Below are 21,402 nucleotides of genomic sequence, written 5' to 3'. Positions count from 1 at the left end.
TGTTATTTCATTTTTTCTTGTAAGTTTAATTTACTCACATCAAGAATAACTGGGAACATGAAAAAGGTGAAAAACAAAGTAGATTTGAAAAAACACAATGATAATGCAATAAAAAAAAGAGCTAGAAACGCCTTTAATAAAGGCTTTCTAACTCAATAGCAACTACTCCCACTCAATCGTTGCTGGTGGTTTAGAGGTGATATCGTACACGATGCGATTGACGTTATCCACTTCATTAACGATACGTACCGAAATTTTCTCCAGCACATCCCAAGGGATACGCGCCCAGTCGGCGGTCATGCCGTCGATGGAGGTTACTGCACGAATGCCCACAGTGTAAGAATACGTACGAGCGTCGCCCATTACGCCAACACTCTTCATATTCGGCAGAGCGGTGAAGTATTGCCAGATTTCCCGGTCCAGACCGGCTTTGGCAATCTCCTCGCGCAAAATATAATCCGATTCACGAACAATCGTAAGCTTGTCCTCTGTCACTTCGCCCAGTACACGAATGGCAAGACCCGGACCCGGGAAAGGCTGACGCCATACAATCTCAGCTGGAAGTCCGCATTCTTCGCCGACTTTACGTACTTCATCTTTGAACAGTGCATTCAGCGGCTCGATCAACTTGAACTTCATGTCTTCCGGCAAGCCACCTACGTTATGGTGCGATTTGATCGTCTGTGCCGTGGCTGTTCCACTCTCTACAATATCCGTATACAGTGTGCCTTGTGCCAGGAATGTAAAATCGTCGAATTGCTTGGATTCTTCCTCGAACACATAGATGAACTCGTTACCGATGATTTTACGTTTTTGTTCCGGATCATCGACTCCTGCCAGCTTGGACAGGAAACGCTCACGTGCGTCAATTTTGACAACCTTCATATCAAATTTACCAACGAACGTCTCCATTACACTTTCAGCTTCGCCCTTGCGCAGCAGTCCATGGTCAATGAACATACATGTCAGTTGATCACCAATCGCTTTATGAATGAGCATTGCTACAACGGAAGAATCTACACCGCCACTTAAAGCGCACAATACTTTTTTGTCGCCTACCTGCTGGCGGATTTCACGGATCTGGTCCTCGATGAACGACTCCATCGTCCATTTGCCTTCACAACCGCATACTTCATAGAGGAAGTTGCTAATCATCTCATTACCATGAATGGAATGACGCACCTCTGGATGGAATTGTACCGCGTACAGATTCCGCTCCGGATGGCTCATTGCTGCAATCGGTGCACTTTCCGTTCCTGCATCCAGTTTAAAGCCGGATGGCAGATCCGTAACATGGTCTCCGTGGCTCATCCATACGGTTTGACGAGATTCCAGCCCTTTGGCCAATCTTGTATCCTCATTGAATTGCACGTCTGCTTTGCCGTACTCACGCTTGCCTGCACGTTCTACCTTACCGTCCAGTTGGTGAGCCATCAACTGCATACCATAGCAAATACCGAAAATAGGAATTCCCAGATCATAGATTGCCCGGTCGACTTGAGGGGCATTTTCTGCATATACGCTGGAAGGTCCACCTGAGAAAACAATCCCTTTCGGTGCCAGTTCTCTCAGCTTCTCCGCAGGCGTATTGTATGGAAGGAGCTCGCTGTACACGCCGAGGTCCCGTATTCTTCTTGCGATTAACTGGTTGTATTGTCCTCCAAAGTCAAGAACTACAACGATTTCATTAGGCTTATTCATTACCGTGCCTCCCTCAATTGTTCGTTTCATTATACGCAACGATAAAACAAGACGTCAAGAAATCAACCGGAGTTGAGCGGACATGAAAAGATTGTTAAAATGAATTAATTCTAAATTATGAATCTGTTCGTAGGAGTGTAAACGATGGATGTGCTGAAATGGATCGCGCAATTGTTCGAAGAATACGGATACGGCGTCCTTTTTTTCGGCTTGCTGCTGGAATTTATTGCTTTACCTTTTCCCGGGGAAACCACGATGGCTTATGCGGGATATCTCTCCTATTCGGGTACGCTGGATTTTGGAAAGCTGGTGCTTCTGGCCTTTTTAGGCACAACCATCGGAATGACCATTACCTACTTTATCGGAAAATGGGCCGGACTCCCCTTTATCCATAAATACGGCAAATGGGTTTTGTTATCGCCGGACAAGCTTGAAAAAACGCAAAAATGGTTTCAACGTTACGGGTACTGGCTTATTTTTCTCGGATATTTCATTCCCGGTGTCCGGCATTTTACAGGTTATTTTGCGGGAATTATCGCCCTTCCCCTGCGTAAATTTGCCTTGTATGCATACAGCGGCGCCCTGTTCTGGGTCATCCTGTTTCTTGGCATCGGTAAGGTGTTCGGTCCGCAATGGGATGCCATGTTCCATTTGGTGGAGCTGTATGCGCTGCGAATCGTCGTCATCATCGGCATTATCCTTCTGCTATATATCGTTTACCGCTGGAGATCCTTCCTGATTGGTTCTTTCCGCAAGTCCGATAAATCAGTGAAAACCAGTAGCAAAAACGATACGGAATAATTAGATTCCCGCTGCCTTACGGCTGCGAGTCCTTATATAGTAAATTGATATCATGATAGATATCAAGATAAATCCAGCGCCGCCAATCAAACCTAACATACGCGGCTCTATGATTTCCACCGCCACCCCAGCTCCAAACATGGATAAGCCGATAATTCCTTGACTCCACGCTGTCAGCATACCCAATAATGGCCCCTGTAAATGCAGCGGAGTCTCTCGCATGAATAGTGTATCCAAACAGATTGCTCCCACCCCGCCTGCCAACGAAATGAAAAAGTAAATGGCGACCGCCGCCCATGCATGTTCAATTCCACTTAACCCCATGAGCAAAATTCCCTCCAATAGCAGACATACCAGTCCTCCGCTCAATAAAGAACGGCTGAATAGACGCCCCAGTGCATAACTGACAACCAGGCCCGCACCCAAAGCGGCGTAAAACAGTCCAATCCCGGCATCCCCCAGCTTAAACTCCTGCACGGCATATACACTGATCAGCACATTATCAATCCCATTGAGGAATGGAACCAGTAGCTCGAATGCAATTACGACTTGGAGCGGAAGCGACATACGGATGCATTGCAGTATTTGTGACCTGCCGAGGATTCGATCATCGGAAGACGTCCGACTTCCACGTGATTCAGTATGAGCATCCTCCCTATTTACTTCCTCCTTGGTCACGGGCGGGAATGCAATATTGCAGACGATCAGACCTGCAACGAAAAAGCTGGCGGAATTGAGCATAAATGCGGCCTGTGGTCCAAAAAAAGCGGATACGATGCCTCCAGCAGCGGCGCCAATCACCAATACCAGTCCGCTCATCACCTGCTCCAGACTGTTCACCCGCAACAAATCCGACGGTCGGACCAGCAGCGGGATGGACGACTTACGGGCTGGAGCGTACAGCGCTTCCCCACAGGCTAACAGGGTACTGACTCCATAAACGATCCACATATCCTCATTGCTGTGAACACTTAAAAAGACAAGGGTTACTCCACCTCTCAGCAGATCCGTGGTCATCATAAGGGTGCGTCTGGATATCCGGGTGATAAGCACTCCTGACACGGGCGACAGAATTAAAAAAGGAATCACCCGTAGTCCCAGCATAATCCCCACGCTGAGTCCCGAGCCGGTAAGCCGATATATCAAGGCTAACAAAGCGATTTGGCAGAAGCGGTCTCCAATTCCGTTAATGATACCAGCCGCGAATAACTTTCTGTATTGCTTGTTTACCATGTGCTTCAGCTCCAAATCGATATGATCAAATAATTATATATTAATCTAATTAGATATATAACTAATTTATAGGGATGACTATACAAACGTCAAGCATAAATTCATATATTCAGAGCACACTAAACCAACTAACTCCAATATCGGAGGATTTTACGTATGCAAAATGAGAATAAAAGCTGTCCGCTCACTCACGTATCCTCTTGCTTGCGGGATAATGTGAATCATATCCAAAGCTCGATTGGAAACAGCGGGGATTTGATTGTCAAAGAGCTACTGTGGATGCAGAAATGGCCAGCAGCCGTGTTTTATATTGATGGTCTGATTAACACTCAATTGTTGCATGATTCTGTACTGCGCTCATTTATGCGGATGGAAATTCATCATGTACCGGAAGGTGCCGAACCGTTCGATTATTTAAAGGATCAGGTGTTGATCGCAGGGCATTCAGGCACTTTGGATGAAATGGATGCGTTATTCAACCGGATGCTATCCGGCGGAATTATCATTTTGTTGGAGGGTTACGCGAAAAGCATTTGGATTGATGCTGTCGGCTGGGAGGATCGTAATGTTAGTGAACCCCAATCACAGACGGTTGTACGTGGACCCATGGAGGGTTTCACTGAGAATCTGCGTACCAATACAGCTCTGGTTCGCAAGCGAATTCGCGACCCGCGTCTTTGGATGGAAACAAGGCAGATCGGAGAGGTCACACATACCAATGTGGCCGTGATGTTTATCAAAGGAGTCGCGGACGAAGGCGTTATTCAGGAGTTGAGAGAACGTCTGGACCGAATTGATATTGACGGGATTATGGAAAGTGGCTACATCGAGGAGCAAATTCAGGACGCCACCTTTACTCCCTTCCCTACGATATACAACAGTGAACGCCCGGATTCGGTAGCAGCCAGTTTGCTGGAGGGAAAAGTGGCCATATTAGTGGACGGGACTCCGTTTGTACTTCTGATTCCTGCGTTGTTTGTCCAATTTTTCCAGTCGGCCGAGGATTATTATCAACGCGCGGATATCAGTACTTTGTTGAGGATGCTGCGATTTTTGGCTTTTTTCATCGCTCTGCTGGCACCAGCCTTCTATATTGCGGTATCTACCTTTCACCAAGAAATGCTTCCTACCAACCTGTTGATCAGTTTGGCAGCGCAACGGGAGGGTGTTCCGTTTCCGGCCTTTGTGGAAGCGATGCTGATGGAAATTACCTATGAAATTTTGCGTGAGGCCGGGGTGCGAATTCCAAAGACGGTCGGACAAGCGGTATCCATTGTAGGTACGCTGGTCATTGGGCAAGCTGCTGTGGATGCAGGCGTCGTGTCGGCCGCCATGGTTATTATCGTATCCATCACCGCGATCTCCAGCTATGTCATCCCTGAAAACGGGCTGTCCGTTGCGGTACGGATTATCCGGTTCGCCCTCATGATGCTGGCCGCCGCCTTCGGATTTCTGGGTATATTAATGGGCTTGATGGTCCTGTTGCTTCATCTGACCAGCCTAAGATCTTTCGGAGTGTCTTACATGAGTCCGTTCGGCCCTTATATGCAAAGTGATATGAAGGATACGATCTTTCGCCTGCCTTGGCCGTGGATGACTACCCGTCCGAATGTGAATCAAGTTCAGAATACGATCCGGCAAAAAACACAGAGAAAGCGGGCGGGTAAGAAAAAATAATTGGGATGTGACCGTACATGAAAGCAGTGATCAGCACGATTCTCATACTCAGTCTGCTCGCTTCCCTTCTGACCGGCTGTTGGGACCGCAGAGAGCTTAACGAGATCGGAATTACCGTAGGACTGGGTGTGGATAAGGACGGCGATCAAATCCGAGTGTCGGCACAGGTGGTTGTTCCTTCGGAGGTGGCCTCCAAATCAAGATCAAGTAAAGGAGCTCCTACAGTAACTACCTATGAGGTAACAGCTCCTACTCTTTATGAAGCTATCCAAAAAATGACAGAAATCAGCCCGCGAATCATCTATTTATCACATATCCGTATGCTGATATTTGGCGAGGAATTCGCCAGACAGGGAATCGCCAACGTCGTGGAATCCCTGATGAGAGAACCTTTTGCCAGAACTGACTTTTATATCTGTATTGCGAGAGGTATGTCTGCCTCCAAAATACTTCAGGTAACCACGACATTGGAGAAAATTCCGGCGAACAAAATGTTTGCTTCTATGGATGTATTATCTAAAACCTGGGCTCCTGTCAGCAAAGTGACTATAGAGCAGCTGATGGAGGAGCTCGTCAGTTCCGAAATACATGCTACTCTGCCCGCCCTTGAGGCTAAAGGAAATTTATCCAAGGGGATAGAGGAAGGTACGGACAATATCAAAACCATTGAACCAACAACAGTTCTGGCCCTTTCCAGCCTGGGTGTGTTTAAAAAGGACCGTTTAATCGGGTGGCTTGATGAATACGATAGCAAAGGATACAACTATATCCGGGATAACGTAGATACAACGACAGCACATACGGACTGCCCGGAAGGTGGTAAGATCGCTCTGCTGACTTTGAGAAGTTATACGAAGACTAAGGTATTAATACGCAACGGTGAGCCTATAATCCAGATATCCGTAGAAAACATAAGTACGATTAGAGAGAATAGCTGCAAAAAAATGGAACTAAAAAGTCTGGAGGATATTAAAGAAATTGAGATGGAGAATAACTCCAAATTGATCGAGATTATGAAGCATTCCGTAGAAACTGTACGTCGCAACTTCAAAGTAGACATTTTTGGGTTTGGACAATTAATTCATCAAACTGATCCCAAGGTCTGGAAAGAACTTAAAAAAGATTGGAATCACTCATTTATGAATTTACAGATTGAATATAAGGCAAATACAGAAATTAAGAAAATGGGAGCTATTTTCCAGTCCCTTCAAAAGAAAATGAAGGAGTAAGGCAGATAAAGGTTCGCGGCTTCATGGCATCCCAAAACGAGTTCGATTACGGAAGGAGCATCCCTATGAAGGCCGCCATTGCGGTTTTGTGCATTGCTCTATTGATTGCAATCAAGGACTTGCCCGGCTTATACCGCAAGCTTCGCTTTAAGGACATGGTTGTATACATCGTGATGCTCGCATTCGGGGCGTGGTTCAGCACGATCGCTGCTCAGGCAAAGGAAACATCGAGCCCACTAATCTTGATTGAGATGATATATAAGCCGGTAAATAGCCTGTTTTCACATCTATTCAATTTGTAAATAAAGGGGGCCACCAGCGTTGGAAAAAGGCCGAATTAGTGTTGGACAAGTAACGGTTCTCATTATTTTTTGCACAATGGGTGATATGATACTGATCATCCCCAGCATCTGCACCCATATCGCTAAACAGGATGCATGGATCAGTACCCTGCTGAGTATACCGGCAGGTATGGCGCTTGTATGGCTTTTGCTGCGTGTACATGAGCTGTATCCCAGCCTTACTTTGATTGAAGCTATAAGGAAAATTCTAGGGAAATGGTTGGCTCCTGTCGTCTCGATATGGTATCTTTTCTATTTCTTGATGTCCGATGCCATATATATTAGGGAATTTGGTGACTTTTATACTACACAGACTTATGTGCTAACCCCGTTAAGGATATTAATGCTGTTGGCAATACTCATGCTGGTATACGCTTTTTTTACCGGAATTGAAACCCTCGCCCGTGCCAGCGAGCTATGCTTGCCTTTCTTTGTAATCGTGACTATTACTGTAGTGGCTTGCCTTATTCCCGAGATTGATTTTTCTAAATTAAAGCCAATTATGGAAAACGGGATTCTCCCTACTATTCATGGTACGCTTCTTGGGGTTAGTTATCCATTTGGAGAATTAGTCGTATTTCTCATGCTTTTCCCCTATGTGAAGCATTCAGCACATTTTAAAAGAAGCATCCTTTTAGGAAGCCTTATAGGCGGAATTCTGCTCAGTCTGTTTGTAATTATGTCTCTTTTTGTTCTCGGCCCTTTTCTAACTGAATATAGCGTGTATCCTTCGTATATGCTCACTGCCAAAATAAACGTGTTCAATTTTTTCCAACGTATGGAGGCCTTTATAGCAGCTATATGGGGATTGTCGCTCTTTTTTAAGAGCTTCCTTTATTTTTACGCGTTCATATTGGGGACAGCACAGACATTTCGTCTAAAAGATCACCGCCCTTTCAGCATGCCTGCGGCAATGCTTGTCTACGGCTTGAGCAGCATGGTTGCACCCAATGTCATCTACTATTTTGATACCCTTGTCCCCTCCTGGGTAGATTGGGATTTGACCAACTCGGTCATCATTCCCTTGAGCTTGTGGGGCATTTACGTGATCAGGCAGAAAAGCAAACAATCTTAATGAGGGTTATACAACATCCTAAAGTAAGAATACGCCGGAGATTACATATCAAAAACACCCTCTGAGAACCTGAAGAAGAGCCAGTGTCCCAAAGAGTGTGTGGATGTTTATTATTTTGCCAGTTCCCGAATGTACTCCAGCGCAGCATCGATATGCCCTTTGACTCTCAAGCTACGCCATTCATGAATTAAAATACCGTTCTCATCGATAAGGAATGTGGAGCGAACGATCCCCATATATTGCTTGCCGTACATCTGCTTTTGCTGCCACACGCCGTAAGCTTCCGCCACTTCATGTTCCCCATCCGTCAAAAGCTGAAAAGGTAGTCCGTACTTGGTAATAAACTTGTCATGCTGCTTGAGTGGATCAGGACTCACCCCCAGAATGACGGTATTCAAGCCTTCAAACTCCATATGCTTATCCCGAAAATCACAAGCCTGTGTCGAGCAACTGGAGGTTAAATCCTTCGGATAGAAATACAGTAAAACCCTGCTGCCTCTAAAATCAGACAGCTTGACGTTTTTCCCTTCACTTCCCGGCAATTCAAAGTCCGGCGCGGGTTGTCCAATAGCGGTAGATGTCGTGGACATCTCATCATCTCCTATCTTGTGGGGCTCTCATGTGATACGACCTAAGAACCTGCACCTCTGTAACGCCGAATACCAAAATTCCATGCCAGTAAGCCCAAGGTTAGAAATACAGCTCCCATGACCGGAGTCAAAAGCGCCATATGCTGCATATCCTCCCGATGAAGGAAAAGGGATGCCGGATATACGCCAACAAAAGCAAACGGCAGAATCCAGGTCAGCACAACTTGAATCGCACGGTTGTAAATTGTCACCGGATAACGTCCGTAGCTCTGCATATTGTACATAAGCGGAATAATTCCCGTCGGGGCATCAGAAAAGAACGAAATCGAAGTCAATATGGTATAGATTCCCGTATAAATCGCTACGGCACTTAGGCTCATGATGATTAGAGCCGGGATGAACCACCACTCCATAGCCAAATCCATCTGCGCTCCGCTGATTCCCATAATGATCAGACCGATGACCGAACCGACCAGCGCGGGCGGGTCCACATTTTCAAGGAAAATCTGGAACAGATTATACGCAGGACGGGTCATGACCCGATCCAGTTCTCCTTTTACAATGTAGCGTTCGCTAAAGTTCCACAGGTTGACGAAGCAGCTGAATAATCCGTAAGGAACCATGAAAAAGCCATAGACGAACACGACTTCACTTTCACTCCAACCGCCCAACGTGTTGGTGTGCATAAAAATAACTAAAATAAAAATGAGGTTGGTTGCCTGAAACAGCAGGTCGGAAATGACCTCTACCCAAAAATCCGCGCGGTAGGTTAGCCGGGATTTCATGTAATTCTTTAAATATTCGCTAATGAGTCCCAAATAGTACATCATCGGCTTACCCTCCCTGCACGAACAGACGTCTGCGCGCCAGTCGCCAAATGATAATCATCGGCACGAGCAGAACGACCAGCCAAATGATTTGGATACCCAGTACATTCCAAATACCCACGCCTTTTACTCGTCCGGTAAATACGGAGCCAGGCAAATACGTAATCGCCTGAAACGGCAGCCACTGGGCGAAGGTCGCCAGCCAGCCCGGAAACAGGCTGATGGGCAGAATCAGGCCGGAGAACAGGTCCACTACCACCCGCTTCATGCGCATTATACCCTCGTTATTTTCAATGAAAAAGGCCGTCAAGCCAGTGATAATATTGATTTGGGTATTGATCATAAAACTGAAAAACAGCATCACGAGGAAACTGATCCATGCTACAGGATCTGTCGGCAACGTCACTGGAAACAGCAGCATCGCAATCGCCATGCCCGGGATCATAAACAGCAGGAAACGGAACATCCCCTCGCCAAGCCCCTGCATGACTTTGACCAGCACATAGTTATACGGCCGGATCATCTGGATGGCAATGCTGCCATCACGAATCTCTGTCGAAATTTCACGATCCAGATTGTTGAAATAAAAGGCCCTCGCCATCCACGATACTGCTACATAGGTCGTCATTTGGGCTGCGGAAAAGCCACCGATGCTGCCCGCATCTCCATAAATCGCTTTATACGTAAAATAATATACGCCAATATTCATGGAATAAATTAATATGCCCGTATAATAGTTCACACGATAAGCGAGCATGGTGAGAAACCGGATACGAATAAAATCGGTATATACGCTAAGCATGGACTTTGGCCTCCACTGTCGGAAGCAAGGGACTGCCCTTGCGTTCCGCCGAGCCGGATTGGTAGATGCTTCGCACGATATCATCGGTGTTCGTTTCAATGATTTTGATATCCGTAATATCCGTACGCCCGACTACGCTGGCCAGTACATCCGATACGTTAATATGAAGTGGTATCCACACCTTGGCAGCCAAATCATTATCCGCCGTCCATGCCAGCGGCATGTCCGCTGTCCACGCTTGTAATTGCTCAAGCTGGGTGGGCACGCCGAACTGAAACTGTACCTCACGACCTGTACCCCAACGTGCCTTCAAATCCTCCAGACCACCGTCATAGATGATGTTCCCGTCATCCAGCATAATGACACGCGAGCACAGCGCTTCAATATCCTGCAAATCATGGGTTGTCAGCAAAATCGTCGTACCGTGATCCCGATTCATGTCCTTCAGAAATTCGCGGATTTCAGACTTCACCATAATATCGAGTCCAATAGTCGGCTCGTCCAGAAAAACGATGGACGGATTGTGCAGCAGCGCAGCCACCAATTCACAGCGCATCCGCTGCCCGAGACTAAGCTTGCGCACCGGGCGGCTTAGCAGGTCCTGTAATTGGAGCCGCTCTACCAGCTCATCCAGCCTGCGTTTGAAGTCTGTGGCCGGAACCTGATATACTTTGCGCAGCAACTGAAAAGACTCAATCACGCCGATATCCCACCATAGCTGGCTGCGCTGTCCGAAAACAACACCGATATTACTTACGAATTTCTCACGTTCCTCGTAAGGAACAAAGCCGCCTACTTTGAGATGTCCAGACGTTGGCACAAGAATACCAGTGAGCATCTTGATGGTGGTGGACTTTCCAGCTCCGTTTTCACCAATATAGCCACATATTTCTCCCTGCGGAATACCGAAGGAAATATCTTTGACCGCGGCCACTTCGTTGTATTCGCGGGCGAATAAATCAAGGAAGGCTCCTTTCAGGCCCTCGCGGTTTTTTTGCACTTTAAATGTTTTGCGCAGATCCTGCACATCAATTGCCAGCATGTCATACCTCACATTCAGGATTTTATAAAATCCATAGTTAAATTGATTGTGCTCCAAAAAGAAATTATAATGTAATGAATTGAAAAGCGAAAGGGAGAGCATCCATGACAAGCAGAACCAAAAGGACGATATGGTCGGTTCTAGCCGTGATTATCGTCGCGATTGTCGGCTTTGCCGTGTATTATTTTTCATCCATTTATAATCAACTGGATAATCTGCATAAAGAGGGTGCGAACTCCCCATTCAAAAATGTAAATCAGGTCGATCAGGTGCGCACACCAGACCCGCCTAAGTGGGAAGGTACGGATCCGGTCAATATTTTGCTGATGGGTGTCGATGGCCGTGGTATCCAAAAAGGGGAAGTCCCCCGGTCGGACAGCATGATGGTCGTATCGCTGGACCCCGTCAAGAAAAAGATTCACCTCTTCTCTATTTTGCGTGATACGTACGTGGATATTCCCGGCTACGATAAAAATCGGATTAACACCGCCATTACTCACGGTCCCAACACGGCCATGAAGACAGCTGGTGATCTGCTGGGCATTCCGGTGCAATATTATGTGTATACCGATTTTCAGGGGTTCATCAAGCTGGTGGATGCCGTAGGCGGTATTGATTTTGAAGTCGAAAAAGATATGCATTATACAAGTAATGCCGATAAGCATGAATACGATATTGACTTGAAAAAGGGCATGCAGCATCTGGGAGGCAAAGAGGCGCTTCAATACGTGCGGTTTCGCCACGATGCCATGTCGGACTTCTCCCGGTCAGGGCGTCAGCGTGCATTTTTGGAGGCTATAGCACAGAAAATGCGGAGCACGACCTCCATTGCCAATCTGCCGAGCATTTTGCAGCAGGTAAACCCGTATATTGATACAAATCTCAGTGTCAACGATATGTGGAGGCTGGCAAACGTCGGCTACCAAAGCAACTTTGCTGGCAGCGAGCAGGTTCCGCCGATGAAGCTGCTCGGGGAAGAAAATGTAGGCGGCGCGGAGGTTCTTACCGTCCGCGATCCGGAAGAATTGAAAAAGTACGTGCAGGATATATTCAACAATCCTCCTGTACAGACACAGGAACAAAATAAGGATCAAAACAACACGAAGCAACCGGACAGTGCATCATCGTCCAAGACGGATAAGGCTTCTTTCACGGGTGGCAGCAGAACCAATGATGCTGCTGCCACACAATCGACAACAAAGACAGGACAAAAAGAGCTATAATGATGTATGCAGGGGGCAGCCGCGAACGCTGCCCTTTGGCGTGTGTATACCCTATTTTAATGAACGGAAAGGAAGTTTTGGATGATGAAACGGGAAACCTCCGAAGCATTATATAAAGAAGCACTGGAGCATATTGTCGGGGGCGTAAACAGTCCTTCACGCTCTTTCAAGGCGGTGGGCGGCGGTGCTCCGGTATTTATGAAACGCGCCAAAGGCGCTCATTTCTGGGACGAGGATGATAATCGGTACATTGATTATTTAGCGGCTTACGGCCCTATTATTACCGGACATGCCCACCCTCATATTACCAAGGCCATTAGTGAGGCGGCGGCGAACGGGGTATTGTACGGAACCTCTACGGTATTGGAAATCAAGCTTGCCAAGATGCTAAAGGAAGCCATTCCTTCCATGGACAAGGTCCGGTTTGTGAATTCCGGCACAGAAGCAGTCATGACGACGATCCGTGTTGCACGGGCCTATACAAAGCGAAATAAGATCATCAAATTTGCAGGCTGCTACCACGGTCACTCCGATCTGGTGCTCGTAGCCGCAGGCTCTGGCCCGTCCACGCTGGGTATACCAGACAGCGCAGGCATTACGACCAACATTGCGAGCGAGGTGATTACCGTGCCCTTCAATGATCTGGACGCGCTGCGCCAAGCCCTGGAGCGCTGGAGTGACGATGTGGCAGCCGTCATGGTCGAGCCGATTGTCGGCAATTTCGGCATGGTGATGCCGCAGCCCGGTTTTCTGGAAGGGCTATGCTCGATGGCACGGGCGAATGGTTCACTCGTCATCTATGATGAGGTCATTACAGCGTTCCGCTTCCACTATGGCTCCACCCAAACGTACGCCGGATTGGACAATCATGATGCGATTCAGCCGGATTTGACCGCGCTGGGTAAAATCATGGGCGGCGGCCTGCCGATCGGTGCCTACGGCGGCAGCAAGCATGTAATGGAGCAGGTTGCTCCACTCGGCCCGGCTTATCAGGCGGGCACCATGGCGGGCAACCCGGCTTCCATCTCGTCAGGCATTGCATGCCTTGAAGTACTTCAAGGCGAAGGCGTGTATGAAGAGATGGAACGTCTCGCTGTGAGACTGACGGATGGTATCGCTTCCTCAGCCGCACGTCATGGCGTGCCGTTGACAATTAACCGCATCCGTGGGGCATTCTCGACGCATTTCTGTGATCATCCGATCACGAACTACGATGAGGCGCAGGATACGGACGGCGAAGCGTTTGCTTCCTTCTTCCGTCATATGCTGGATCGCGGTATTCATCTGGCTCCGTCGAAGTACGAAGCATGGTTCCTCACAACGGCACACACAGATGAAGACGTGGACGCTACGCTGGAAGCAGCGGACGATTCTTTCCATGCAATGGCACAGGGCAAGTAAGCAGATCAGTAAATGATGGAATCTTGATATGATTAGGGCCGGAAGCAGCTTTAAGGACTGGGATATCCCACCTTTGAGACTGCCTTCCGGTTTTTTTATTTTGCAAACTGTACCCGTACAGTTGTATGTTTTATGGATTGTATCAAATTACGCCATCCGGGTATATTGGGAGGAGCAACATGTTGGAAACATTCAGGCTAGGCTAAAGAAAGCAAATGCCTAAGCCATTCATTACGGAGGTTTATCATGCACAATCGTTCCAAAACTGGAGTCGCCTACCTGGCTGCTCTCAGCTATGCCGCTATACTCGGTTTTTCATTTTTGTTTGTGAAGCTGACGGTCACCGAAGCCAGCCCGCTGGATGTAATCGCCCACCGCTTTGCTTTGTCTTTTATCGCTTTGACGGTTCCGGTAGTGTTGGGCTGGATCAGGATTAACATCACACGGCGTGATATCCTGCGTATTTTACCGCTGGCGCTGCTCTCGCCTTTAGTGTATTTTCCATTGCAAGCCTTCGGGCTGATGAGCACCTCTTCATCGGAAGGCGGCATTATTCAGGCAACCGTTCCCATCTTCACGCTGCTGCTGGCGTCCTATTTTATTAAAGAGCGGACCACGGTTATCCAAAAGCTCTCCTTGCTGCTCTCTGTAGCAGGCGTTATTTTTATATTCGTGATGAAAAGCGGAGCGCCCCTGGCCTCCAATAGCTTTGGTGGCATTCTTTTGCTCGTGCTCTCTGCTGTTTGTCTATCCGGCTATAATGTGCTGGCTCGCCCATTGACACAAAAATACAGCCCGATGGAACTGACTTATGTTACCTCCATTTTGGGATGTATCGTTTTTAACTTGGTGGCGCTGGGATATCATGCTATAGACGGCTCCATGAGCACTTATATTGCTCCCCTGGTAAAGCCTGATTACTGGCTGGCACTGGCTTATCTGGGCATTCTATCTACCCTCGTCACCTCGCTGCTATCAAGCTTTGCCTTGAAGTGGATCGAAGCCTCGAAAATGAGTGTGATCGGTAATTTATCAACTCTCATTTCCATGGTGGCAGGTGCTTATATTTTGAAGGAGCAGCTCGCATACTATCATATTATCGGGGCAGTTATTATCATTATCGGGGTATTGGGCACCAATTTTGGAGGTCGGAGAAGCTTCGATCCGCGAAAAGCGTCTGCTGCAAAGCCTCGAAAAGTGGACTGAATTAACATAAATACTCACGGCTGTAACACAAAAAAAATCCCCGAGTTGGAATAAATGACCATCTTGAGGATTTCTTTTTCATTTCATCTATTTTACTTAGAATGGTTCGCTTGAGATTAAATATCCCGCTCAAGCCAATATCTCACCCTTCAACCGGGTACGCCATGACGCTCATTAGCGCCAGTTCCGGCTGTGTCGTGTCCAGTCTGCTATATTGCACAATCACCGGCACATCGCTGGTGACCGTAATCGCATAGGGAATGCCTGCCGGAATCCGTTCACCATCCCTCTCCAAGGAGGCCGTACGGATATGGCGAGTTCGCCTTCCTTCCACCACCTCGATCAATCCCTCCAACGGCTCGCGGTCCTCAAAATAGATGTCTATACTCAGCTTGGCCGCTCGGGTTCCACAGTTCAGCACACATATACTCTCATGACTAAGCAGCTCTCCCCGGCTTTCAGGTGGAATATAGCCATCGGGAATAACCCAGAATAAACTGCCCCGCGGCTGGTTTACTTTTTCCTTAGAAAGCTCAGTATTTTCCATGCTATCCGGCTCCTTTCACCTATAATACTTTTGCATCCCTATGCTATTCACAAACTATCCAAATGGATTCTCTTTGGTACGCAGCAGTTGGGCCAGAAAAGCGAGCGCCAGTCCCTGTCCCCAGCCCTGAATGCGTTTGTATGGTACGTTGCGGTAGCCATCAATATCGTTCATTACGGCGGTTCCAGCGGATACACCCGTCACAGTGCCATCCTCCTTGATTCGGGAAAGAATACCGTCGATTGCCTTTTGCGTGTATTTGTTAAACAGTCGCCCCTGCATAAGCAAAGCCGTCGCAATGCCTGCGGAGCCTGAGGTTTCCAGATAGGAGGTTTCATCATTCAACACCGTATGCCACAGCCCTTCCGAGGATTGCAGCCGCACCAGCGCACTGAGCTGGTCACGCAGCGAACCGTCGATGATCATGTAGGATGGATGCTGCACCTCCACGAATTTCAGCGCTTTTGCCATTGTGAGTGCAGCCCACGAATTTCCCCGCGCCCAGTAAATACCTGACATCCGGCTTTGGTTCGCATGATCCCAGCCGTGATAATACAAATTCGTATCCGGGTCCTGCAAAAATTCCTCATGCCCGTGATATTGCCGGATACCGTCCTCCCAATATTCCTTGTTACCCAGCAAATGACCGATGCGCAGCAAATAATAACCTGCCATAAACATCGTATCCACCCACGCCTGCTGCGGAAATACGTCATGAAGTGAATTCACCGTATGCTGGAAAATACCTTCGGCAAACCGCTCGGCTTTCTTCGCCAGAAATTCCGCCATTTCAGTGGCGATATCCAGGTACTTTTGCTCTCCTGTAGCCTGATACAGCGTCAGCAAGCAGTGTCCCACAGACACACCGTTCACCGAGAGCGGTGGAAGTCCATCTGCAATATTTTCATCGACCCATTCCTTTAATTTGATCAAATACTTCTCGTTCCCGGTTGCTTCATAGGCTTCACACACCCCGTAAAAGGCCACACCACCCGGCCAATCCCAGCTATAGTCCATTTGAAATGTGCGTTCCACCACCCGGTCGATCACCTGTTTAATTTGTTCCTCATCAAAAATCAATGCAGGCATTTCCTCGTCTCCCCCTTTAGTAAGTTTCACGTTAACTGCCTCCTTGACACCTGTTCGAGAACAATCTGTCCGTCTATCGCAAATACATGCGTAAGGGCTGCAAATCCAGCTCCTTCACAGCATCCACCACCATGTCTGCAATACAGACCGCACCGTTCTCATGAAAATGTGTATTATCCTCCAAGCCACTGGAAAAGTTCAAGTATTCACCGGGCAGCAGCCACATAAAGAGCTCTTTGCTTGCCTCGGGACCCAACCGCTCATATAACTCCTGCGTGCGGGCAGCCAAGTCAATCAACGGCACGTTCGCCTCTTCCGCCAGCTCACGAACCGCTGTTACATAGTCACCATGTGTGTCGGACAGTGTACCGTCCCCGTTAAAATAACGGCGGTGTACAGGCGTAACCAGCACTGGAGTAGCCCCACGGCTTCTGGCTCCGTCGATATAGAGGCGCAGATGCTCCTTATAGGTTGTAAAAGGCTCTGTAGCCCGTTCCGGGTCCGGCTTCTGATCATTATGACCGAACTGGATGAACAGGAAGTCTCCTGCCTTCATTTCGGCCAAAATGACGTCCAGCCGCCCTTCGTCCACGAAGCTTTTGGAGCTTCTTCCCGATACGGCGTGATTATCCACGCACACATCATGCTTGAACAGGGCTGGTAAAGCCTGGCCCCAGCCTGTATACGGATAGCCGGACGCGTCCTGATCCGTAACGGTGGAATCTCCGGCCAGGAATAGCCGGAGGGTCTGTGGCGCTGGTGCTATCTCCAGCGCATTGAGCCTCGGCGCGGTGCCCGATACGGCGAGGCTCAGCTTGCCGCCCCTGATGGGCACCGCAAACCGGGCCTCTGTGAACTGGCCCGGCAGCGTGTGTAACGGGGGCAGCACATGCTTGCCCTCGCCGGCTTTGAGCCGCGTGAGCGTCTCCGCGAGCGGATCGCCGAGCAGCACGGTGACGAGATACGTCCCGTCCTCCGGTACATCGGCGACAAACGCAGTCCCCAGCGGGATGCAAAAGCGGCTTCGCAGCCGTGTGAGCGTATCCTTGGGTGCGGTTACGCCGTATAATCGCCTTTCCCGACCATACACATGATCCACGTTCTCGAAGCCGTAGCCCTGCTCGGCAGTGTACGAGCAATCCGGGGGTACTCCCGTGTAGCCATCCACAGGCTCACCCGGACCAAAATCAAACTTCCACATTCCATTCACCTCTCCGCGATAGCCCTTAAGCCCCACTTTATCCCTTCAAGCCACTTGTACTCATTCCTTCTACAATCTGCTTCTGGAAGGCGAAGAATACAGCGATAACCGGTAGCAAGCTTAAGATAGACATGGCGAACATCCCTCCCCAGTTGGAGGCAGACTCGCTGTCGAGAAACATTTTGAGTGCAATCGAAACGGTATATTTATCCGGCGAGTTCAGATACAGTACCGGACCGAGCAAATCCTCCCACTTCCAGTAGAAAGAAAAGATGGCCGCCGTAGCCAGTGAGGATTTGAGCAGGGGCAAAATAATTCGAAAATACAGCCGGAACTTGCCGCATCCGTCAATCGTAGCCGCTTCATCCAACTCTGCCGGTATCGTCCGTATAAACTGAACCATCAGGAAGATGAAGAACGGCATTCCGAAAAACGACGGCACTACCAGCGGCAAGATCGTATTGATCCACCCTAGCTTGGTGAAAATAATATATTGCGGTACCAGTACCACATCCCCTGGCAGCATCAGCGTCACCATCATCAGGGCAAACCACAAGTTACGTCCTCTGAATTTCAAACGTGCAAAGCCAAATGCGATCAATGAGGAGGAAAGCACGGCTCCAATCGTTGAAATCACTACGATCGTGAGCGAATTCATAATATATGTGCCAAAGTTATACCCCGTTGTGCCTTTCCAGCCTGTTACATAGTTTTGCCAGATCCATTCTGTAGGGAAAAGCGAGGATGCCGTGACGAATATCGTCCGACTTTCTTTAAACGAGCTGAACAGCATCCAAAACACGGGATACAGCATCAGGAGCGCCAGTGCAGCGACCAGAATGTGATAAATTGGCCATTTGAACGTTTTCCATGCCATCGGTATCAGCGCCCCTTTTCCGTTTCATAGAATACCCAGTATTTGGATGATATAAATAATATCGCTGTCAGGATCGCAATCATAATGAGCATGACCCAGGCCATGGCCGCCGCATATCCCATATTGCTGAACATAAACGCCTGCCGGAACAGATACAGTGAATGCAGCATCGTTCCATCCATTGGACCTCCCTCGCCCTTGGAAATAACATACGCCGGAACGAAGGTCATAAAGGCACTGATCGTCTGCATGATCAGGTTAAATAGAATAATTGGACTAAGCAGCGGCAGCGTAATACTGAAAAATTTTCGTACGGGCGAAGCACCATCTACGCCGGACGCCTCGTACAATTCAACAGGAATATTCTTCAATCCTGCCAGAAAAATCAGCATGGAGGAACCAAATTGCCATACGGACAGAGTGATCAGCATCGTAAGCGAAGCATTCGGATCACCAAACCATTTTACGGGAGTCGCTCCCAAGGCTGAAAGCAAGCTGTTAACAATGCCCTCATTGCTGAAAATGTTCCGCCACATGATAGACACCGCAACACTGCCTCCGATAATGGATGGCAGATAATACATCGTCCGATACGTGCCGACCATGCGCGATTTGGTATTCAAAATCATAGCCACGAACAGCGCAAAAATCAGTCGCAGCGGTACGCCAACCAGTACATACGTAAACGTGACTCGGATTGAATTCCAGTATTTCGGGTCGCCTGTGAACATTTTCTCGAAGTTCCCCAGACCAATCCATTTGGGCGGGGTGAACAAATTGTAGCTTGTAAAGGACAGATACAATGAAATAAACATCGGAATTAACGTAAACGCCAGAAAGCCCACAATAAACGGGCTGATAAACGCATATCCGGTCATATTGGCTCTCAAGCTCTGATGGTTTCGCAAGCTCATCAAGCCTCCCTTCTGTTACATTTTGCTGCCAAATCAAATTATTATATCGATAAATCGTTGTTACATGTATTTTGTTATGAAGTATATAAAGAAAACTTACGGTTCGTTCGTCGGGTTAACCGTGCGTATCATGCCATCTCTACGCACGGTTAGCCTAACGAAACTAGCCTTCGTCCCTATGTTAAAGCGGTGTCTGTCAGGCCCATCCTGATTCCATTGCGCTGATTACTGCTTGTTATTCGCAAGGATGGTATTCGCATCAGCCCGGAATTTGGCCGCTGCATCCTCCGCTGTCATCTGCCCGAAATTGACCTGCTCAATATAATCGGTCAGGGTCGCAATCACTTCCGGTGATCCGACTGGCGGCGGTGGGCTCATTGGAGAAGCCTTTGGCTCCATGGAAGCCACAAAATCAAACACCTGCTTCGTAGCCTCGCTCAACTCAGGTGCTACAGCTTCCTTGATTTTAGCGGAAATCGGCACGCCCCGCTCGCCTTTAATCAACTTATTCGCTTCTACATCGTTCATCCAGAAATCAATAAACTTGGCGGCCTCATCCTTCACCTGAGAACGGGCAGCGACTGTCCAGTACATCGTAGGCTGCATGTAGATGCCTTTTTCCATATTCGGTCCAAACATCGGCGCTAGCTCCATCGGACGGTTGACGACCTGCTGTAAGCCCACATACTGATTGGACCACTGCCAGATTCCGATGCCCGTTCCTTTTACGATATCGGATTCTTCAAGAATGCCCTTGGTTTGGTTCATAATTTCAGGAGTCGGGGTCGCCCCTTTTTTAATGAGATCAGCCAATCCGCCAAAGAAATCGGCAAACAGCTTATCGTCGTCATACCCCAAGCCTGTTCCTTCCGCATTGTAGAGAGACTTTCCATGTGTACGCAAATAGTAGTGGAAGAAAATATCGGCAGCCATAGTGCTATCGAAGTGAACTTTATTGGAGGCTGCCTTCAGAGCCAGCTCTTTGTATTGGTCCCATGTCCAGTTGTCAGGAATTTTATCTATGCCCGCTTTTTTGAGCAACGCCGGGTCATACTGGAAGCCCAGAACATTAACACCTGTTGGAATACCATATTGCTTTCCGGCAATTACGCCGGTTTTGAGTACATTTTCGTTCACATCAGCGACCTGAATTTTTTGATTCAAGTAAGGCGCAAGATCCTCAAGTTGGCCATTCTTCGCATATTGGCTAATGTACGAAATGTCCATTTGCACGATATCCGGCAGCTGGTTTGCCGCAGCCTGCGGGGCGAGCTTTTTCCAATAGTCATCAAAAGAGGCGTATTCCACATCAATCGTCACATTCGGATTTTTCTGCTTATACAGATCGACGACCTTCTGCGTATATTCATGACGCGTATCCGATCCCCACCAAGCGATTCGTAGCTTTACCTTCCCGTCTGCACTTGTGCCCGAATTGCCGCCGTCATTTGCTCCGCTGCATGCCGTCGTCAATACGAGCAGCATGGCTATGATCAGAAACCATCCTTTTTTGCCCACCTATCTCTCCCCTTTTCGCTGTTCTTGAAAGGAGCTGTGTTACAAGTGATAACGTATTTACGCCAATTTGATAGCGTTTACATTTGCTCCTGTTGTTATTTTCCCAAA

20 protein-coding genes are annotated in these 21,402 nt (G+C 48.2%); 8 read left to right on the top strand and 12 right to left on the bottom strand.

Features of this window, described 5'->3' with window-relative positions; all coding sequences use genetic code 11:
• Positions 1-162: 162 nt before the first annotated feature.
• Positions 163-1,701: a glutamine-hydrolyzing GMP synthase gene (gene guaA, locus NST83_RS03770; RefSeq protein ID WP_342416613.1), complete on the bottom strand. Its 1,539-nt coding sequence runs from the start codon at positions 1,699-1,701 to the stop codon at positions 163-165.
• Positions 1,702-1,845: 144 nt separating this feature from the next.
• Here guaA and NST83_RS03765 point away from each other — a divergent pair, with 144 nt between their 5' ends.
• Positions 1,846-2,502, top strand: coding sequence for a DedA family protein (locus NST83_RS03765; protein WP_342416612.1), 657 nt, complete (start codon positions 1,846-1,848; stop codon positions 2,500-2,502).
• On the opposite strand, the gene NST83_RS03760 is transcribed toward NST83_RS03765, so the two are convergent.
• Positions 2,503-3,735, bottom strand: a complete 1,233-nt coding sequence (locus tag NST83_RS03760; protein ID WP_342416611.1) for an MFS transporter — start codon at positions 3,733-3,735, stop codon at positions 2,503-2,505.
• A gap of 156 nt (positions 3,736-3,891) precedes the next feature.
• Between NST83_RS03760 and NST83_RS03755 the strand changes: the two genes are divergently transcribed.
• The 4 genes from NST83_RS03755 (at position 3,892) to NST83_RS03740 (ending at position 8,057) form a co-directional block, all read left to right on the top strand.
• Entirely contained in the window at positions 3,892-5,412 is a 1,521-nt protein-coding gene (locus NST83_RS03755; protein ID WP_342416610.1) for a spore germination protein, read from the top strand.
• 17 nt (positions 5,413-5,429) lie between these two features.
• Positions 5,430-6,641 carry a Ger(x)C family spore germination protein gene (locus NST83_RS03750; protein ID WP_342416609.1) on the top strand — a complete coding sequence of 404 codons (1,212 nt, stop codon included), beginning with the start codon at positions 5,430-5,432 and terminating at the stop codon, positions 6,639-6,641.
• A gap of 65 nt (positions 6,642-6,706) precedes the next feature.
• Positions 6,707-6,943: a hypothetical protein gene (locus NST83_RS03745; RefSeq protein ID WP_342416608.1), complete on the top strand. Its 237-nt coding sequence runs from the start codon at positions 6,707-6,709 to the stop codon at positions 6,941-6,943.
• Between the two features lie 19 nt (positions 6,944-6,962).
• Positions 6,963-8,057 carry an endospore germination permease gene (locus NST83_RS03740; protein WP_342416607.1) on the top strand — a complete coding sequence of 365 codons (1,095 nt, stop codon included), beginning with the start codon at positions 6,963-6,965 and terminating at the stop codon, positions 8,055-8,057.
• A gap of 110 nt (positions 8,058-8,167) precedes the next feature.
• On the opposite strand, the gene bcp is transcribed toward NST83_RS03740, so the two are convergent.
• The 4 genes from bcp to NST83_RS03720 are packed head-to-tail and all read right to left on the bottom strand — an operon-like array spanning position 8,168 to position 11,318.
• Positions 8,168-8,647, bottom strand: a complete 480-nt coding sequence (gene bcp / locus NST83_RS03735) for a thioredoxin-dependent thiol peroxidase (RefSeq protein WP_342416606.1) — start codon at positions 8,645-8,647, stop codon at positions 8,168-8,170.
• Between the two features lie 41 nt (positions 8,648-8,688).
• Positions 8,689-9,477: an ABC-2 family transporter protein gene (locus NST83_RS03730; RefSeq protein WP_137061568.1), complete on the bottom strand. Its 789-nt coding sequence runs from the start codon at positions 9,475-9,477 to the stop codon at positions 8,689-8,691.
• A 4-nt stretch (positions 9,478-9,481) separates the two neighbouring features.
• Entirely contained in the window at positions 9,482-10,276 is a 795-nt protein-coding gene (locus NST83_RS03725) for an ABC-2 family transporter protein (protein WP_342416605.1), read from the bottom strand.
• Positions 10,269-11,318 carry an ABC transporter ATP-binding protein gene (locus NST83_RS03720; RefSeq protein ID WP_342416604.1) on the bottom strand — a complete coding sequence of 350 codons (1,050 nt, stop codon included), beginning with the start codon at positions 11,316-11,318 and terminating at the stop codon, positions 10,269-10,271. The genes NST83_RS03725 and NST83_RS03720 overlap by 8 nt, the downstream gene beginning before the upstream one ends.
• A 104-nt stretch (positions 11,319-11,422) precedes the next feature.
• On the opposite strand from NST83_RS03720, the gene NST83_RS03715 reads away from it, so the two are divergent.
• The 3 genes from NST83_RS03715 (at position 11,423) to NST83_RS03705 (ending at position 15,148) form a co-directional block, all read left to right on the top strand.
• Positions 11,423-12,541 carry an LCP family protein gene (locus tag NST83_RS03715; protein ID WP_342416603.1) on the top strand — a complete coding sequence of 373 codons (1,119 nt, stop codon included), beginning with the start codon at positions 11,423-11,425 and terminating at the stop codon, positions 12,539-12,541.
• An 84-nt stretch (positions 12,542-12,625) separates the two neighbouring features.
• Positions 12,626-13,942 (top strand): glutamate-1-semialdehyde 2,1-aminomutase, encoded by a 1,317-nt coding sequence (locus NST83_RS03710; RefSeq protein ID WP_342417868.1) that lies wholly within the window; start codon positions 12,626-12,628, stop codon positions 13,940-13,942.
• A gap of 246 nt (positions 13,943-14,188) precedes the next feature.
• Positions 14,189-15,148, top strand: coding sequence for a DMT family transporter (locus NST83_RS03705; protein WP_342416602.1), 960 nt, complete (start codon positions 14,189-14,191; stop codon positions 15,146-15,148).
• A 142-nt stretch (positions 15,149-15,290) separates the two neighbouring features.
• Here the strand turns inward: NST83_RS03705 and NST83_RS03700 are convergent, their stop codons facing one another.
• The 6 genes from NST83_RS03700 to NST83_RS03675 form a co-directional block, all read right to left on the bottom strand.
• Complete coding sequence (locus NST83_RS03700) at positions 15,291-15,695, bottom strand: sensory rhodopsin transducer (protein ID WP_137061562.1); 405 nt, start codon at positions 15,693-15,695, stop codon at positions 15,291-15,293.
• Between the two features lie 54 nt (positions 15,696-15,749).
• The gene (locus NST83_RS03695; protein ID WP_342417867.1) at positions 15,750-16,784 is read right to left on the bottom strand and encodes a glycoside hydrolase family 88 protein; all 1,035 of its coding nucleotides are present in this window, start codon (positions 16,782-16,784) and stop codon (positions 15,750-15,752) included.
• Between the two features lie 73 nt (positions 16,785-16,857).
• Positions 16,858-17,985: a rhamnogalacturonan acetylesterase gene (locus NST83_RS03690; protein ID WP_342416601.1), complete on the bottom strand. Its 1,128-nt coding sequence runs from the start codon at positions 17,983-17,985 to the stop codon at positions 16,858-16,860.
• A 37-nt stretch (positions 17,986-18,022) separates the two neighbouring features.
• Positions 18,023-18,862, bottom strand: a complete 840-nt coding sequence (locus NST83_RS03685; RefSeq protein WP_137061560.1) for a carbohydrate ABC transporter permease — start codon at positions 18,860-18,862, stop codon at positions 18,023-18,025.
• A gap of 5 nt (positions 18,863-18,867) precedes the next feature.
• Positions 18,868-19,776, bottom strand: a complete 909-nt coding sequence (locus NST83_RS03680) for a sugar ABC transporter permease (protein WP_137061559.1) — start codon at positions 19,774-19,776, stop codon at positions 18,868-18,870.
• Between the two features lie 225 nt (positions 19,777-20,001).
• Positions 20,002-21,294 (bottom strand): extracellular solute-binding protein, encoded by a 1,293-nt coding sequence (locus NST83_RS03675; protein WP_137061558.1) that lies wholly within the window; start codon positions 21,292-21,294, stop codon positions 20,002-20,004.
• Between the last annotated feature and the right edge of the window lie 108 nt (positions 21,295-21,402).

It is taken from the genome of Paenibacillus sp. FSL R10-2782, assembly GCF_038592985.1.
In the GTDB taxonomy this organism is placed as follows: domain Bacteria; phylum Bacillota; class Bacilli; order Paenibacillales; family Paenibacillaceae; genus Paenibacillus; species Paenibacillus terrae_C.
This window is presented reverse-complemented; position numbering and strand designations above follow the sequence as displayed.